The organism is Capilliphycus salinus ALCB114379 (assembly GCF_047276495.1).
GTDB lineage: Bacteria > Cyanobacteriota > Cyanobacteriia > Cyanobacteriales > Microcoleaceae > Capilliphycus > Capilliphycus salinus.
Genome location: NZ_CP178543.1, coordinates 4,649,825 through 4,664,491, shown reverse-complemented (window position 1 = coordinate 4,664,491; position 14,667 = coordinate 4,649,825). Strand labels below are relative to the sequence as shown.

Here is a 14,667-nt window from a genome sequence, read left to right as displayed (position 1 = left end):
CGGATTGTTTTTGAACTCAACTGACCGCCCAACGGATGACCCTCAAACCTGTTTCGACTGCGATCGCCAATTTATCCTCAAATATCCGTCTGATCGCCAGCGATGTTGATGGCACCCTCACCGCAGGGGGAAAGTTTACCCCAAAATTAATCGCAGCTATTGAAAGTTTAACTCAAGCCGGAATAGAGGTGATTTTAATTACCGGGCGATCGGCGGGATGGGTACAAGCGTTAAACAATTATCTTCCGGTTTCCGGGGCGATCGCCGAAAATGGCGGACTGTTTTATGGGAGTACAAATGATACTCCGGAATTGTTAGTTTCAATTCCCAATATCACCGAACATCGCCAACAATTAGCCGAAGTTTTCAACCGTTTAAAATCCCAATTTCCCCATCTCAAAGAATCAACCGATAACCCCTTTCGCCTCACCGACTGGACGTTTGATGTGGGGGGATTAACTCAATCCCAACTGCAAACCTTAGCCGAGATTTGTCACGAAAAAAATTGGGGTTTTACTTACAGTACCGTTCAATGTCATATTAAACCCCAAACCCAAGATAAAGCCACCGGATTACTAAAAGTTTTATCACAATATTTCCCCCAACTCTCCACCGAAAATATTATAACCGTCGGCGATAGTCCCAACGACGAAAGCCTATTTAACCCGGAAAAATTCCCCCACTCCGTCGGCGTTGCCAATATTTTACACTATAGCGAATATCTCAATTATAAACCCGCTTATGTAACCTCAACTGAAGAAGTAAATGGATTTTGTGAACTTGCAGAATTACTCACCAAAAATACACCCCAAAACCCCAGTTTATTCGAGAAACCCGGTTGTTAAAACAGAGATTAGTTCCAAAAACCCAGTTTATTGGAGAAACCGGGTTTTTAAGATCAATTAGATTTCCACAACTTCAATCAAACCAATACTATTAAATTCTGCAACCGAAGTCGTTTGTAAGATCGCCAACGTTTCACCCGTTGAAATCAAATTAATTAACAAACTGCCATTATTAGCACCCGTTCCATCCACAAGCGTTACACTACCCGCAGTAATTCCATCGCTGGCATCAAAAACAATACTATCACCCGCACTATAATTAATAATAATATCTGTTCCATCTCCCGGCTTGAAAACAAATTTATCATTACCATTTCCCCCAAACAAAGTATCATTCCCGCCATCTCCAAACAACCAATCATCACCCAAACTTCCCGCTATACTATCATTTCCCTGACCGCCAAATAGAGTATCATTATCATCACCCCCATCGAGAGTATCCTCAGACTGATTCCCAAAAACTAAATCCAACCCGTCGCCACCAAAAACTTGATCGCTGTCGATATCACCAAAAAGAGTATCATTACCTCCCAAACCATCAAGGCGATCGCTTCCTTTACCCGCAAAAATATAGTCATCACCCGCAAAACCCGTTACAGAGTTGGCATTATTTCCCGTTAACGAATCATTACCAGGCCCACCAAATAGGGTATCATTTCCCCCGCCTCCTCGGATAACATCATTTCCATCCAAACCAAAGATAGAATCTGCAAAATCGCTTCCGAGTAAATTATCGTCGCCGTTTGTTCCTAAAGAAGTCATCAGTTACCTTTCCTTCAATATCGTTAACACAATCAGACCTTTTGAAGATTTGGCACCCCAATTAACTTAGGTTCTTATCCCCAAGAAAACCATTTCAGACCTGTAAAAAGGTAGTAAATTCCAGTTAAAATCAAAGCCAGACTTCCGAAGCGAATAATCCCCTCAGAATGTTGCAATAACCGTCTGCTTTGTTTGATTAATCCAGTAAACAAACTGGCGAGGAAAATCAACAGCGTGTATCCAAGGGCATAACTCACCATTGTCAGTGTCCCTAAAACCTGAGATCCCGTCGCCGCAGCATAAGCCAACACCGCAAATAACACCGGACTCGCACAGGGGGAACTCACCAACGCAAAAGTTAATCCCACCCCGTAGGGGCCAGCCCCAGGTAAATTCACGTTCGTTTGGGGTAGAGGGAGTTGAACCACCCCGACTAACCACAAACCCATGACCGCCATCAGCAGACCGACGATAATATTGATGTAGCCCCGGTATTCGACCATGACCGCCCCCGCAAAGGAGGAAACCAAGCCAAATAAACTCAAAATGGTGACGGCACCCAATACAAACAAACCCGCTTTTGTCAAGGCATCCCACCGAGATTTAATCTTCAATGTGCCGATGTAGCTGAGGTTGACGGGCAACAGTGCCAAAATACAGGGAGATACGCTGGCCAGGATTCCGCCCAAAAACGCCAGGGGTAGCAATACAAAGGGATTGGCTGTATTTTGTTGAATAAACCACTGCTGATATCGATTTTCAATGATGGAAATTGCCCGTTCAATGGGGGTGCTGATGACCGTTCCAAAAGTAATCACGACAATCAAAGCAAGCAGTCCCAATCCCCCATAAATCAGCCATTTTTTCGAGAGTTTAAACCCTTTTTCAACCGTTTTCTCAGCGGATAACTGAGGTCTTAATTTCATAATATTCTCCCGAGATTCGCCCAAAATTCAGACTGAGAGTTTCTCCGATTTATTGCCCAATAGCAGCATCAATAACTTGGGTATAAGCGGCGAGATTCGGGTTATTTTTGTGTTGGGCGAGGATGTTACCTGTGGCGGGGTCAATAATCGTCACCGTACCGGTTTGACTTTTGTTCGCTGCAAAAAATTGCCCGAGTCCTAACTGTTTGGCTTTGGCTTCTGCTTTGGCGGTGGTTGATTGATCGCTGACATCTAATACAATAAAATGGGCTTTGCCTTCATATTCTTTTTTGAGTTGTGTTAGAGTTGGGGCGATGTTTTTGCAAGCCGAACACCAGGTCGCAAACATATCAACCACCACAGGTTTTCCCTGAAGTTCCTCAGCTAGAGGTGCGCCAACTGAACCAACCTGAGATTTGGATGCACAGGGATTTGCGCCCGCACAGGGATTTGTGCTAATTTCTGTTCGGGTATTTGAGGGAGTTTTAGCAGCACAGGGATTTGCATAACCTGCGATCGCCCCAAAACTCAACAGTGAAATGGATGCAAGAGTAGCAAGATATTGAACTTTCATGGAATTATCCTTTTTGACCTGAAATGAAATGGCTTTAGACGGTTAATTAGACGGTTAAGAAGTGTTCTTCTCGGTGTCGTTGTTTTAAGCTGACTCCATTAACGGATCGAAAAATGAGTAGAAGATGAAAGCAAGCTTGATGGCTGATGAAACTCTGATGATTTTCTCGTGAAAGCTTCCGCAATCAATTCGAGGATTTCTCAGCAAAAACTCATCTTGGCTTTAGCGAAAAATCACTTTTAACCCGCATCATTGCTAGCAGTATATCTGTTTAGTCTCCCGCAAAAATAGGCGTCAAAAGTTATGACCAAACAAGATTGGTTGGCGAACAATGAGGGGCAATGTGTTAGAATGGATATAGACAATCGCGATCGCGAGTTATCCCGTCCCTATCGGCTTTATCGCTTTCTTACCGATTTAGAAGATATTCTCGAACAAGTTGAAGACGACCAAAAGCGACTGCACCTCATTTGTCCCCTCGTTCGTCGTTTACTCAATCGTTCTGAGTGGTTGCAGTTTAATTTTTTACCCCCCGATCCGGTAACGGGTTGGTCTGTTTTAATGCTTTATAACGAACAGGATTTTCCGATTACAATTCAAACGGTTGTTTGGTCTCCGGGGAGTGTTTCGCCGATTCACAATCACGCTACCTGGGGAGTTGTAGCGATGTTGAGTGGAGAGGAAAAAAACACCTTTTGGCAGCGATCGCCAACTTCTGAACACCCCGATCAAATCAAATTAGTTGGCGAACAAGTTTTGACTTCCGGTGATATTCTGTGTTTAATGCCCGATGCCATTCATCAAGTCGAAGTCATCGGAAACGAACCCACAATTAGCTTTAACCTGTACGGTGAAACTAACTTTAACCAGAGGTTCGAGTTTAATCGCGATCGCCATACAGCCAACGTCTTTTCAATCTCCCCCCGGGTTAGAGAACTTCGATTAAAATTGAGATTAGTTTGGAAGAATTAACTTGCGATAACAGCGAGCGGTAATTAAATAGGGATGAAAAACTTCCAGAAAATGACGCTGAATGGTTCTCAAAAATAGCTCGATTTTTTCCGGATCATCTAAATGAAAAGGAAATTCTTGATTTTCCCCTTTAAAAAAATACCAATTGAGAATAATTTTAGCTTCATCGCGCATCAACTTATGAAACGTGAGCAACTGTTGAGAGGGATCGGGTAAATGTTCGAGAACATCAAAACAAAGAATCGTATCAAACTGATTTTCTAATGAAATCTCCGACCGAATCTTAACTTTATCACTCAGTCCCAATTGTTCCACCCGATAGCTAACAAAAGCTTGATTAATGGGATTAATATCGCAATAAATCACCCGTTCCACTTCGGGAGACAAAGCCGCAGCGATCGCATGAGTGCCAATTCCCCCACCAAAGTCTAACACATCCCCTTGAGCATGATCGCCAATGATTCGCAAGGTATCTCCGATGTAGTCTTGACTCGACAGATGCCAGGCGCCCAACTCAAATAAATACATCTCACCGACTTTTTCGCGGTAAAATAGAGTAGCATTTTCCCAGTCAAAATCCCGATGACCCAGTTCGGCGAGCAATTGCTGACCCGACTTGAGTTGTGCTTCGAGAGTGGTTCGATCCAAGTTAAAATAATCTTGCAAGTGCTGTTTGAGATGAAAAGCATCCTGCTGATAGCTCTGTAAAATACTAGGCTTTGAAAATGATAACATGAGCAAGAAAAAACTCAGGTAGTTCCAAAAATAAAATCTTATCATGGAAATGTTCTCTCGGTCTTTGCCAATTTCTCATCGGGGGTTAACAACCTGGGGAGTGATTCTCCTCTGTATATGCTTGTTGATCTGTGGCGGTTGTCAACCTCAAACCCCAACGGAAGCGGGGGCGATCAATTTAACCCTTTGGCACGGAATTAATCCCCCGCCCAACCGAGATGTCTTTCAAAAATTAGTCGATCAATTTAATCTAACCCATCCCAAAATTAACGTCAACGCCTATTATATCGGTCAACCCGATCAACAAATGCCAAAAATTTTAACGGCCGTTGTCGGAAACGCCTCACCCGATATTCTGTGGTACAGTCCGCAAATTACAGGCCAATTGGTTGAACTCGACGCCATTGAACCGATAGAAGAATGGCTGAATAAATCCCCCATTAAAGCAGAAATTGATCCGGCTTTATTGCCAGCAATGGAACTGAACGGACACACTTGGTCTGTTCCGATGGCTACCAATAATACCGCTATATTTTATCGTCCGAGTTTGTTTGAAAAAGCGGGAATTACCAAACTCCCTTTAACCTGGGAAGAATTTACAGAAGCCGCCCAAAAACTCACTCAAGATATCGATGGCGACGGAAAACTCGACCGACACGGGATAGTTTTACCTCTGGGAAAAGGAGAATGGACGGTTTTTACCTGGCTACCCTTTATGTACAGCGCCAATGGAGAATTAATTGAAAATGACGAAGTAGATTTAGTGAATCCGGGTGCTTTAGCCGCTTTGGAGTTTTGGTCCGATCTCCTCAAAGACGGTTCGGCGATTCTTTCTCCCCCTGAGCGGGGCTACGAACAGGATAACTTTATTTCCGGTAAAGTGGCAATGCAAATTACCGGGCCTTGGACGTTAGGATTTTTGCAGTCTGCGGGAATTGATTACGGCGTGTTTCCCATTCCCGCCAAAGACCAACAGGCGACCGTTGTCGGGGGCGAACATTTGTTTGTGATGAAAACCACCTCCCAACAGCAAGAAGCCGCCCTGACGTTTTTAGAATACGTGTTGAGTGAGGAATTTCAAACCGAGTGGAGTTTGGGAACCGGATATTTACCCGTGAATTTGAAAACCCGTCAGAGTCAAAAGTATCAAGATTTTTTATCCGAACAACCGAGTTTACAAATCTTTTTAAAACAGATGGCCTGGGCGCGATCGCGGCCAATTCTTGCCGGATACCGTCGTATATCGGAAAATTTAGGACGGGCGATCGAAGCGTCTTTACTCGGAGAAAACCCCCAAGATGCGTTAAAACAGGCGGAAAGTCGGCTGAAACTGATGCTTTAACCTAGATGCGATCCGATCGCGTATTGCCTTCTTCCGGGCAAAATATTGATCGAGATTCAACTTGTCTGTGGAACCATCTGTTATGAGTTACTGTATTAATCCTCAATGTCTGCATCCTGTTAACCCTGATACAGCAAAATTTTGTCAAAGTTGCGGCGAACATCTGTTATTGCAAAATCGTTATCGTCCCATTCAGCTTTTAGGAGAGGGGGGTTTTGGTAAAACCTACTTGGCGGTTGACGAACAAATTCCTTCTAAACCGCCCTGTGCGATCAAACAATTTGTTTTTGGCGCGCGCCAAGTTAACCGTTACTCAAAAGCGGCTAAACTGTTTCGTCAGGAGGCGGTGCGTTTGGAACAGTTGGGCGAACATCCGCAAATTCCGCAACTGTTGGCGCATTTTGAACAAAATCAACAGCTTTTTCTGGTTGAAGAATACATTGCCGGAAAAACCTTAGAGCAAGAATTTGAACAAAAGGGGATCTTTAACGAGGCGCAAATTTGGGATCTGTTGCGGGGTTTGCTGCCGGTGTTGAAATATATTCACGATCGCCAAATTGTCCATCGCGATATCAAACCTGCCAATATTTTACGACGTTCTGCCCTGAGTGGGGAAGGGGAAATTGGGGCGTTTGAACCGGTCGAATTGATTGTTTCTCGCAGCGCTCTTTCTAAGACCAGTTTATCATCGGTTTCTGTAAATTTGCCGCCTGTACGCCGCAAGGAACAGCAATGGGTTTTAATTGATTTTGGGGTGGCGAAACTGCTGAGTGAGACGGCGATGAACCAAACGGGAACGGTGGTGGGTTCTCCCGAGTTTATGGCGCCGGAACAAACCCGAGGTAAGGCGTTTGCGGCGAGTGATTTGTATGGGTTGGGGGCGAGTTGTTTGTATTTGCTGACGGGTGTTTCGCCTTGGCAGTTGTACGATGAGGATAAGCAATGTTGGGTTTGGCGTGAGTTTCTGACGTCTCAACATCGGGTGAGTGAACGTTTGGGGAAGATTTTGGATGGTTTGGTTGCTTTTAAGCTAGAAGATCGCTACGCCAGCGCCGATATTGTTTTACAAGCGATGAATAAGCCAAAACTTTCGACTTCTACAGGGTTGACTCCGGTGAAGCGATCGCCGTCTCGCCAAAGATCTTCGGAGTCTCTGTCTTTATCGGGTTGGAGATTACCGGATATTGTCAGTCAATTTTTACCGGCTTTGAGTCCTTTGAACGATGAGCTTGATTCGGCGGTTGGGGTCGATTATACCAAGTTACAGCGTCTTTTGGCGACTCACCAGTGGAAAGCCGCAGATGAGGAAACTTGGTTGGTTTTGGGTCAGGCGTTGGGTTATCGGAGTTCTTGTTATCTTCATCCCCAAGAGTTAAAAAAATTGCCTTGTCAGGATTTGCAAACAATCGATCGCCTGTGGGTCAAGTACAGTCGCGGACAGTTTGGCTTTAGCGTCCAGACTCGCATTTATGAGGAGGTTGAGGGGGATTATGCTCTATTTTGCGCCAGCCTCGGTTGGTTGAGTTACAATCCTCATCACCCAACAGCCGGCTTTAGATTTGATCGTTCGGCTCCCATTGGCCATTTACCGTCCCGCATGGGGATTGTGGGTTCGGGCCAGTGGTGGCGACACGCTCAGATCATGTCCGAGCGGGTGGTTGATTGCGGAATTGTGTAAAGTAGTGTTAACTTCTCTAAAAAATCGTTAATATTTTTGACAAAAATGGTAATATAGAAAGATTATGAAATCTACAGGCTCGGGGTGAGCATCCAGAGAATCGCCGATTGTTTATCGATTTTTAACCTAAAAACTGTTCTCCAAATGCTATAAAATGTGGGTACAGTTGAAGCGAAAAACTCAAATTGGATTGAAAGATTAGGAAGCATGATCACTGTGCTTCTGAACTATTTTTATCTCAGGGAAGTTTTATTTGGGAATGGCTAAGAGTGAAAGATTCTGAAAAGAAAAAGCACTTAAAGCCATTCGAGAGGGGTGATGGGTAGATCAACAGACATTGCCTACAATGTCTCCATAGCCAAAAAGTCAATGTATCCAAAGGATTTCTAGGATCGTGCGCCGGAGTAGATTTAAGCAATCTACACCCACCGCCTATTTGAAATTCAAGCGTGATGTGCGATGGTATTCGACATAAATCGGTTCTAGAACAACAGGGTGCAAACAGAAAACCCCGTCCGGGGTGATTGTTCTTTAAACCAATGACAAGCTATGCCAGGTGTACGAGTCGGAATATTGCATTCACTGAGTGGGACGATGGCAATTAGCGAATCTCCGCTCGTTGATGCTGAATTAATGGCGATCGCTGAAATTAATCAATCCGGAGGTGTCTTAGGCCAGGTGATCGAACCCGTCATTGCAGACGGCGCATCCGATCCGGCCAAATTTGCGGCCCAAGCGACAAAACTGATTCAGCACGATCGGGTTTCGACTCTGTTTGGCTGTTGGACGTCAGCCGCCCGTCAAGCCGTCAAACCGGTTGTGGAAGCCTACAATGCTCAACTGTGGTATCCCGTCCACTACGAAGGATTAGAAAACTCCCCGAATATTTTTCATACCGGATCTTGCGCCAACCAACAAGTCGAACCGACGGTCAATTGGTTAATGCAAAATCTGGGATCAAGATTTTATTTACTGGGTTCGGACTATGTTTTCCCCCATACGGTGAATAAATTAGTCAAAATTCAACTCAACGCACTGGGAGGAAAGGTCGTCGGTGAAGCCTATGCACCTCTGGGAACCCAGGATTTTAGCGCAATTATTACTCGTATCCGACAAGCCCAACCGGATCTAATTTTCAACACGTTAACCGGGGATAGCAACGTAGCGTTTTACCGTCAATTTCAACAGGCGGGTTTAAGCCGCGAAGACATCCCGATTCTGGCCACCTCGGTGACGGAAACGGAACTGCAAGAAATCGGAGAAGCCGCAGTGGGTCATTTAAGCTGCTGGAGTTACTTTCAAAATCTCGACACTCCAGAAAATCGGCAATTTGTCGCCAACTTTCAAGCCCGATATGGCCAACATCGGGTAACGAGCGATCCCATCGAAGCGGCTTACACCCAAGTTTATCTGTGGAAACAGGCGGTAGAATTGGCAAATTCCTTTGATTGCGATCGCATTCGGGTAGCGGCCTACGGAGTCAGTTTTGCGGCTCCGGGAGGATTTGTCTGTATCAAACCCAATCATCATGTTTCCAAAGTTTGTCGGATTGGTCAAGCCTTACCCAACGGACAATTTGAAGTGATATACTCTACACCGAATCGAATTAAACCCTTACCCTGGCTGGGATTTGAAGAAGGTCATTTCAACACCTCGGAAATGGTCACGCATTTGCTAGCCGAAGTCAGTCACAGTATTGAACGGGCCGAACAACTCGAACAAAAATCGATTGAACTCGAAGCCACCCAAGCCCAATTAAAAGCAGAAATTGAAGCCCGCAAACAGTTTGAAGAACAACTCAAACAAATCAACGAACAACTCGAACACATCGTTGAAGAACGGACAGCGGCTTTGAAAGAATCTAACGATCAATTGGTTCAAGAAATTGTCGAACATCAACAAGCCCGGGAAGCGTTGATGTCGGCGAATACTCGTTTACAAGCGGTCTTAGAAGCGGTACCGGGAACGGTTTCTTGGATTCAGTCGGATCTGCGCTATATTGAGGTGAATCAAAAACTCGCCGATATGTTTCAAATGCCTCGCGAAAAATTTGCAGGTCAACATATTGGATTTTTGGGAACTAGCTCGGATTTTAATGATTTTGTTCAAAAATTATTTGCCAGCCCGGAAACGGAAATGTCTCGGGAAGTGATGGCGAATATTGACGAGCAACCTTGTCATTATTTAGTCGTGGCTCGTAAATATAATGATAATCAAGCGGCGTTTGTGGTGGGGATTGATATTAGCGAACGTCGGCGGGCTGAAGAAGCGTTGAGGAAAGCCAATGTTCGTTTACAAACGGTTTTAGAAGCGGTACCGGGAACGGCTTCTTGGGTGAGTTCGGATTTGCGTTATATTGAAGTTAATCAAAATCTCGCCGATATTCATAGCCGTTCTCGCGAAGATTTTGCCAATCAACCGATTGGTTTTTTGGGGGGAGGTACACAGTTTAGTCAGTTTGTTCAGGAGTTATTTTCCAAACCGGAACTTCATACTTATCGGGAGATTTCTGTAAAGGTTCGAGAGGACCGGCGAAATTTTATTTTAGTTGCTCAAAAGTACAATCAAAATCAAGAAGCGTTTATTGTCGGGATTGATATTACCGACCAAAAACGGGCGGAGGCGGCTTTAGAAAATACTCAAGTTCAGTTACAAGCGGTTTTAGATGTTGTACCGGGAACGGTTTCTTGGATTAGTTCAGATTTGCATTATTTGGGTGTCAATCGTTATCTGGCGGATACGTTTGAATTAAAACCGGAGGATTTTGTTAATCGGCATATTGGGTTTTTAGATGTTAGCCCTCAATTTAATCAGTTTGTGCGCGATTTCTTCACGAGCGAAAAATTGGATGCTCAACGAGAAGTGATCTCAATGGTGAAAGGTGAACGGCGAAATTATTTGATTGTTGCTCACAAATATAATCAGAAGAAAGCGGCGTTTTTTGTGGGGATTGATATTACCGCCCGCAAACAAGCTGAGGCGAATTATCGCAGTATTTTTGAAAATGCGGTTGAGGGGATTTTTCAAACCACACCTGAAGGGCGTTTTATCAGTGTTAACCCGGCTTTGGCGCGAATTTATGGGTTTGCTTCTGCTGAAGATTTAATCAAGAATTTGACTCATGTGGGTAATCAATTGTATGTTGATTGCTATCGCCGTCAGGAATTTGTACAGTTGATTGAACAACAGGGTGCGGTTGTGAATTTTGAGTCGCAAATTCGCCGGGTAGACGGTCAGTTACGTTGGATTTCGGAAAATGCTTCGGCTGTACGCGATAATGGGGGGAAACTGCTGTATTATGAAGGAACAGTGGTGGATATTACCGAACGCAAACAGGCCGAAGATGCGCTGCAACAGGCGATGGATGCTTTGGAATCCCGGGTTGAAGAACGCACGGCCGAATTGGTTCGCGAAATAGGAGAACGGCGCAGAATAGAAGGGGCTTTGCGATCGTCGGAAGCGGAATTAAGGGCGTTATTTGCGGCGATGACGGATGTGATTACGGTGTTTGATGCCCAAGGAAATTATAAAAAAATTGTCACCACCAACGCCGAAATTTTGTACAGTCCGACACCGGATCGCCTGGGAAAAAGTGTGTTTGAAGTGTTTCCTCCCGCCCAAGCCAGAATGTTTTACAGTCACATTCAAAGGGTACTGGAAACAGGAAAAACCCTCAATGTTGAGTATAGCTTACCTCTAGAGCCGGAATCGGGTTTATTGCCGAGTTCTAATTCTCCCCTCAACCCGGAAAGTACAGAATTGGTTTGGTTTGCGGCGACGGTTTCTCCAATGCCAAATAATTGTGTAATTTGGGTAGCCCGTAACACCACTGAACGCCGACGGGTGTTGGATGCGCTGCGGGTTGAACAGCAAAAATCCGAGCGTTTGTTACAGAATATTTTACCGCGATCGATTGCCGAACGTCTCAAACAGGCACCCCATTCCATCGCCGAACGTTTCGATCAGGCGACGATTATGTTTGCCGATATTGTTGATTTTACCGGATTTTCTGCCAAAATTTCACCCAGTGAATTGGTCGATCATCTCAATGAGATTTTCTCGGCGTTTGATGGGTTGGCCCAAAAACATGATTTGGAGAAAATTAAAACGATTGGGGATTCTTATATGGTTGTCGGGGGTTTACCGACGCCGAAAGACGATCATGTTAAGGCGATCGCTGAAATGGCTTTGGATATGCAACGGGAAATTCGCCGCTTTCAACGCTATGATGGTCAACCGTTTCGTCTGCGAATTGGAGTTAATACCGGACCTGTGGTGGCGGGGGTGATCGGGACTCGCAAGTTTATTTATGATTTGTGGGGTGATGCGGTGAATGTGGCGTCGCGGATGGAGTCGCACGGGGAAGCGGGTAAAATTCAAGTGACACAAGCGACTTATAATTTATTAAAAGATGAGTATCTTTTTGAGGAACGGGGGTTAATTGATGTCAAAGGAATTGGTCGGATGGTTACTTATTGGCTAAAAGGAAGAATGTAGTTACTGTTGTGGCGATCGCGTACATCCCATAAACCCGCTTTCTCTGAGAAAGCGGGTTTTTTAGTCTCTACTGTACTTCATTACTCTGAGAAACGCCATATTAAATATTTAATTAGAGATGAAAATGATTTTTGACGTCGTAACAACGGTGACGTTTAATAGCTTGCTAATGCGGGTTTTGCAGTTAAAAGAACCCATAATATTGCAAGGAAAATTAATAGAATTGCATTGAAACCATATCTTAATACATTTTTGTCAATATTTTTAATCATCATAAAAAAACCTGATCTTTCAAAAAAACATTAAAAATAATTCGCCCAATCCGACCCGATTCTTAAGGTTAAATCTGACCCAATTTCCCCCGTAGAAGATGCTTCTATTTTTCCCCAACCCAACTGATTTTTTAAGGCTTTGGCGCCGGATAAATCACCCCGTTGGACGATAATTTCCGTTTGACGCTGTTCGTCCGGCCAGTCGGGGACTACATATACATTATAATAGCCTTGGTCTGCTAGAGCGTCGGCTATTTTTTCGCCGGCTTGGGAGTTTCCCGACGCATTTTGAATGGCTATTTTGGTATCGGGGGGTAATTTTTCTGAGGTTGAGTCCGATTCTGTTGCCGAATAATTGTCTGTATCTTCTTGAAAATATTCTGCTACAATGCGATCGCGTTCGATTTCATCAACGATCCAATAACTGCTATAAGCTTCTTCGGCGCCGCTACTCCGTCCGGGCAATGTTACCATTTTAAATTGTTCGGGTTCTAAATTCAAACCAAAGTTAACTAAACTGAGGATTTCATTAAAGCTTAAATCGGTATCAACGTATTTTTCCATCACCCGAATGATTTGGGGTAAACGGGGTAAGATGTTGGGATTTTGTAACCGATTTTGTATGGCTTGCATTAAGGCTTGTTGTCGTTGAATGCGTCCAATATCGCCGTAAGCATCGCTGCGATAACGGGCGAATTGATCGGCTTGTTCACCATCAATTGTTTGCCATCCGGGGGATAAATCGATTTTCAACTGTTGGGTATTGTCGATATAAGACATGGAATTTGGAATAAATACATCGACGCCGCCCAACAAATCAACTAACTCTTTAAACGCACCGCTACTCACCCTAACGTAGCGATGAATGGGAATTTGATTGAGGGTTTGGCGGACGGTTTCTGTGGCTAATTCGGTGCCGCCCCAGTAGTTGGCTTCGTTAATTTTTCCCATTCCCACGCCGGGGATTTCGACTTCGGTATCCCGAGGAATTGATAATAAATTGACTGATTTTTCTGTGGGATTAAATTGTACTAATAATATTGTATCGCTGCGTCCTTCAAAGCTTGCGGGGGAGTTGGCTTCTGCGTCTTCGGTGCGATCGATTCCCATTACTAATATATTAACCGGACGGGTCAGTTTGTAGTCAAAGCGATCGCGCCAAAATTGGTTGAGGACGTTGGAAGCGGGATCGGGTGTATTCTCGTCTGCGGGTAAAAACGCTGCGGTAACTGCGCCTAATATCGCCGACAACAAAGCGGAAAGGACGATAACAACACCCCAGGACATTCGGCGACGTGAGGGAGACTGTGATGGGGAAGAAAGGGGAGGAGTCATAGAAGGCGCAACCCGTTTACAGTTTACAGTTTACAGTTTACAGTGACCCGTTTTTGATGTTAACAGTTTAGAGTAATATAGCATTTTTAGTGGAAATGTAAACCTGTATTATTTGCCTTTTGTACATGAAAAACCCGGTTGATTTGAAAAACCGGGTTTTTGTGGTCTATTTTAAAATAGCATAACTGCTTTCAAATTAACAGCTTGTTACGGGTTCAATAAATTTAGAATTGGCCCGGACAAAAAAGGCGGCGCCTTGATAACGAATGACTAACCCGGGTTTACCGACTCCATCGAATTTGAGGGGATAATAATAGTCGGGCGGGGGGAGAAAATGGGGTTCCGAATGGTAAACTCAAATCGACTTTATAATCAAAACCCGGACCGCTGCGGGCGTTTAATTTGTTGGGGGTTATCACTCGCCATTCCAACCAATTTGCTTCGATAAAATCTCCAGAATCATTCGTCAGAGGCGGTTGAGGAACGGAGATTTTTTGATAATTTTCCAGGGTTTCTATTTTGGCGATGGCTTTTTCTAGTTTGAATTGGGTGACTTCTCCAACGATTCCATCAACGGGGAGTCCGTTTTCGGTTTGAAAGGCTTTGATTATCTTTTCTAATTGGCTGTTAAAAGGTAATCCAAACCGTCCAACATTATCAATTATCCCTGATCAATTATCCCTGATCAATTATCCCTGATCAATTATCCATTATCCATTATCCCTTATC

Annotated in this window: 11 protein-coding genes; 5 read left to right on the top strand and 6 right to left on the bottom strand. The window is 44.3% G+C overall.

The features are described 5' to 3' along the window. The first annotated feature begins 35 nt into the window (after window positions 1-35). Window positions 36-845: an HAD family hydrolase gene (locus ACL6C3_RS18840; protein ID WP_413160570.1), complete on the top strand. Its 810-nt coding sequence runs from the start codon at window positions 36-38 to the stop codon at window positions 843-845. Between the two features lie 57 nt (window positions 846-902). Here ACL6C3_RS18840 and ACL6C3_RS18835 read toward each other — a convergent pair whose 3' ends face one another. The 3 genes from ACL6C3_RS18835 to ACL6C3_RS18825 all read right to left on the bottom strand — a co-directional run bounded on the left by ACL6C3_RS18835 (window position 903) and on the right by ACL6C3_RS18825 (window position 3,107). Beyond that, the gene (locus tag ACL6C3_RS18835; RefSeq protein ID WP_413160569.1) at window positions 903-1,607 is read right to left on the bottom strand and encodes a calcium-binding protein; all 705 of its coding nucleotides are present in this window, start codon (window positions 1,605-1,607) and stop codon (window positions 903-905) included. A 74-nt stretch (window positions 1,608-1,681) separates the two neighbouring features. Continuing rightward, window positions 1,682-2,533 (bottom strand): cytochrome c biogenesis CcdA family protein, encoded by an 852-nt coding sequence (locus ACL6C3_RS18830; protein ID WP_413160568.1) that lies wholly within the window; start codon window positions 2,531-2,533, stop codon window positions 1,682-1,684. 49 nt (window positions 2,534-2,582) lie between these two features. Then, on the bottom strand, window positions 2,583-3,107 hold the full coding sequence (locus ACL6C3_RS18825; RefSeq protein WP_413160567.1) for a TlpA family protein disulfide reductase: 525 nt from the start codon (window positions 3,105-3,107) through the stop codon (window positions 2,583-2,585). Between the two features lie 303 nt (window positions 3,108-3,410). Between ACL6C3_RS18825 and ACL6C3_RS18820 the strand changes: the two genes are divergently transcribed. After that, a complete protein-coding gene (locus tag ACL6C3_RS18820; protein ID WP_413160566.1) occupies window positions 3,411-4,079 on the top strand; it encodes a cupin in 669 nt (222 codons plus the stop codon). Here the strand turns inward: ACL6C3_RS18820 and ACL6C3_RS18815 are convergent. Then, on the bottom strand, window positions 4,062-4,814 hold the full coding sequence (locus ACL6C3_RS18815; protein ID WP_413160565.1) for a class I SAM-dependent methyltransferase: 753 nt from the start codon (window positions 4,812-4,814) through the stop codon (window positions 4,062-4,064). The genes ACL6C3_RS18820 and ACL6C3_RS18815 overlap by 18 nt on opposite strands. A gap of 43 nt (window positions 4,815-4,857) precedes the next feature. Here ACL6C3_RS18815 and ACL6C3_RS18810 point away from each other — a divergent pair, with 43 nt between their 5' ends. The 3 genes from ACL6C3_RS18810 (at window position 4,858) to ACL6C3_RS18800 (ending at window position 12,331) form a co-directional block, all read left to right on the top strand. Next, window positions 4,858-6,156, top strand: coding sequence for an ABC transporter substrate-binding protein (locus ACL6C3_RS18810; RefSeq protein ID WP_413160564.1), 1,299 nt, complete (start codon window positions 4,858-4,860; stop codon window positions 6,154-6,156). Between the two features lie 82 nt (window positions 6,157-6,238). After that, the gene (locus ACL6C3_RS18805; RefSeq protein WP_413160563.1) at window positions 6,239-7,834 is read left to right on the top strand and encodes a protein kinase domain-containing protein; all 1,596 of its coding nucleotides are present in this window, start codon (window positions 6,239-6,241) and stop codon (window positions 7,832-7,834) included. Between the two features lie 549 nt (window positions 7,835-8,383). Then, window positions 8,384-12,331 carry a transporter substrate-binding protein gene (locus ACL6C3_RS18800; protein ID WP_413160562.1) on the top strand — a complete coding sequence of 1,316 codons (3,948 nt, stop codon included), beginning with the start codon at window positions 8,384-8,386 and terminating at the stop codon, window positions 12,329-12,331. 302 nt (window positions 12,332-12,633) lie between these two features. Here ACL6C3_RS18800 and ACL6C3_RS18795 read toward each other — a convergent pair whose 3' ends face one another. Both ACL6C3_RS18795 and ACL6C3_RS18790 read right to left on the bottom strand, forming a co-directional pair. Next, window positions 12,634-13,890 carry an LCP family protein gene (locus ACL6C3_RS18795; protein WP_413160561.1) on the bottom strand — a complete coding sequence of 419 codons (1,257 nt, stop codon included), beginning with the start codon at window positions 13,888-13,890 and terminating at the stop codon, window positions 12,634-12,636. A 329-nt stretch (window positions 13,891-14,219) separates the two neighbouring features. Continuing rightward, on the bottom strand, window positions 14,220-14,546 hold the full coding sequence (locus ACL6C3_RS18790) for a hypothetical protein (RefSeq protein WP_413168365.1): 327 nt from the start codon (window positions 14,544-14,546) through the stop codon (window positions 14,220-14,222). Window positions 14,547-14,667: the final 121 nt, after the last annotated feature.

Coding starts and splice junctions, on each gene's coding strand:
- ACL6C3_RS18840 (WP_413160570.1), top strand. CDS start 36: ATGACCCTCAAACCTGTTTCGACTGCGATCGCCAATTTATCCTCAAAT.
- ACL6C3_RS18835 (WP_413160569.1), bottom strand. CDS start 1,607: ATGACTTCTTTAGGAACAAACGGCGACGATAATTTACTCGGAAGCGAT.
- ACL6C3_RS18830 (WP_413160568.1), bottom strand. CDS start 2,533: ATGAAATTAAGACCTCAGTTATCCGCTGAGAAAACGGTTGAAAAAGGG.
- ACL6C3_RS18825 (WP_413160567.1), bottom strand. CDS start 3,107: ATGAAAGTTCAATATCTTGCTACTCTTGCATCCATTTCACTGTTGAGT.
- ACL6C3_RS18820 (WP_413160566.1), top strand. CDS start 3,411: ATGACCAAACAAGATTGGTTGGCGAACAATGAGGGGCAATGTGTTAGA.
- ACL6C3_RS18815 (WP_413160565.1), bottom strand. CDS start 4,814: ATGTTATCATTTTCAAAGCCTAGTATTTTACAGAGCTATCAGCAGGAT.
- ACL6C3_RS18810 (WP_413160564.1), top strand. CDS start 4,858: ATGGAAATGTTCTCTCGGTCTTTGCCAATTTCTCATCGGGGGTTAACA.
- ACL6C3_RS18805 (WP_413160563.1), top strand. CDS start 6,239: ATGAGTTACTGTATTAATCCTCAATGTCTGCATCCTGTTAACCCTGAT.
- ACL6C3_RS18800 (WP_413160562.1), top strand. CDS start 8,384: ATGCCAGGTGTACGAGTCGGAATATTGCATTCACTGAGTGGGACGATG.
- ACL6C3_RS18795 (WP_413160561.1), bottom strand. CDS start 13,890: ATGTCCTGGGGTGTTGTTATCGTCCTTTCCGCTTTGTTGTCGGCGATA.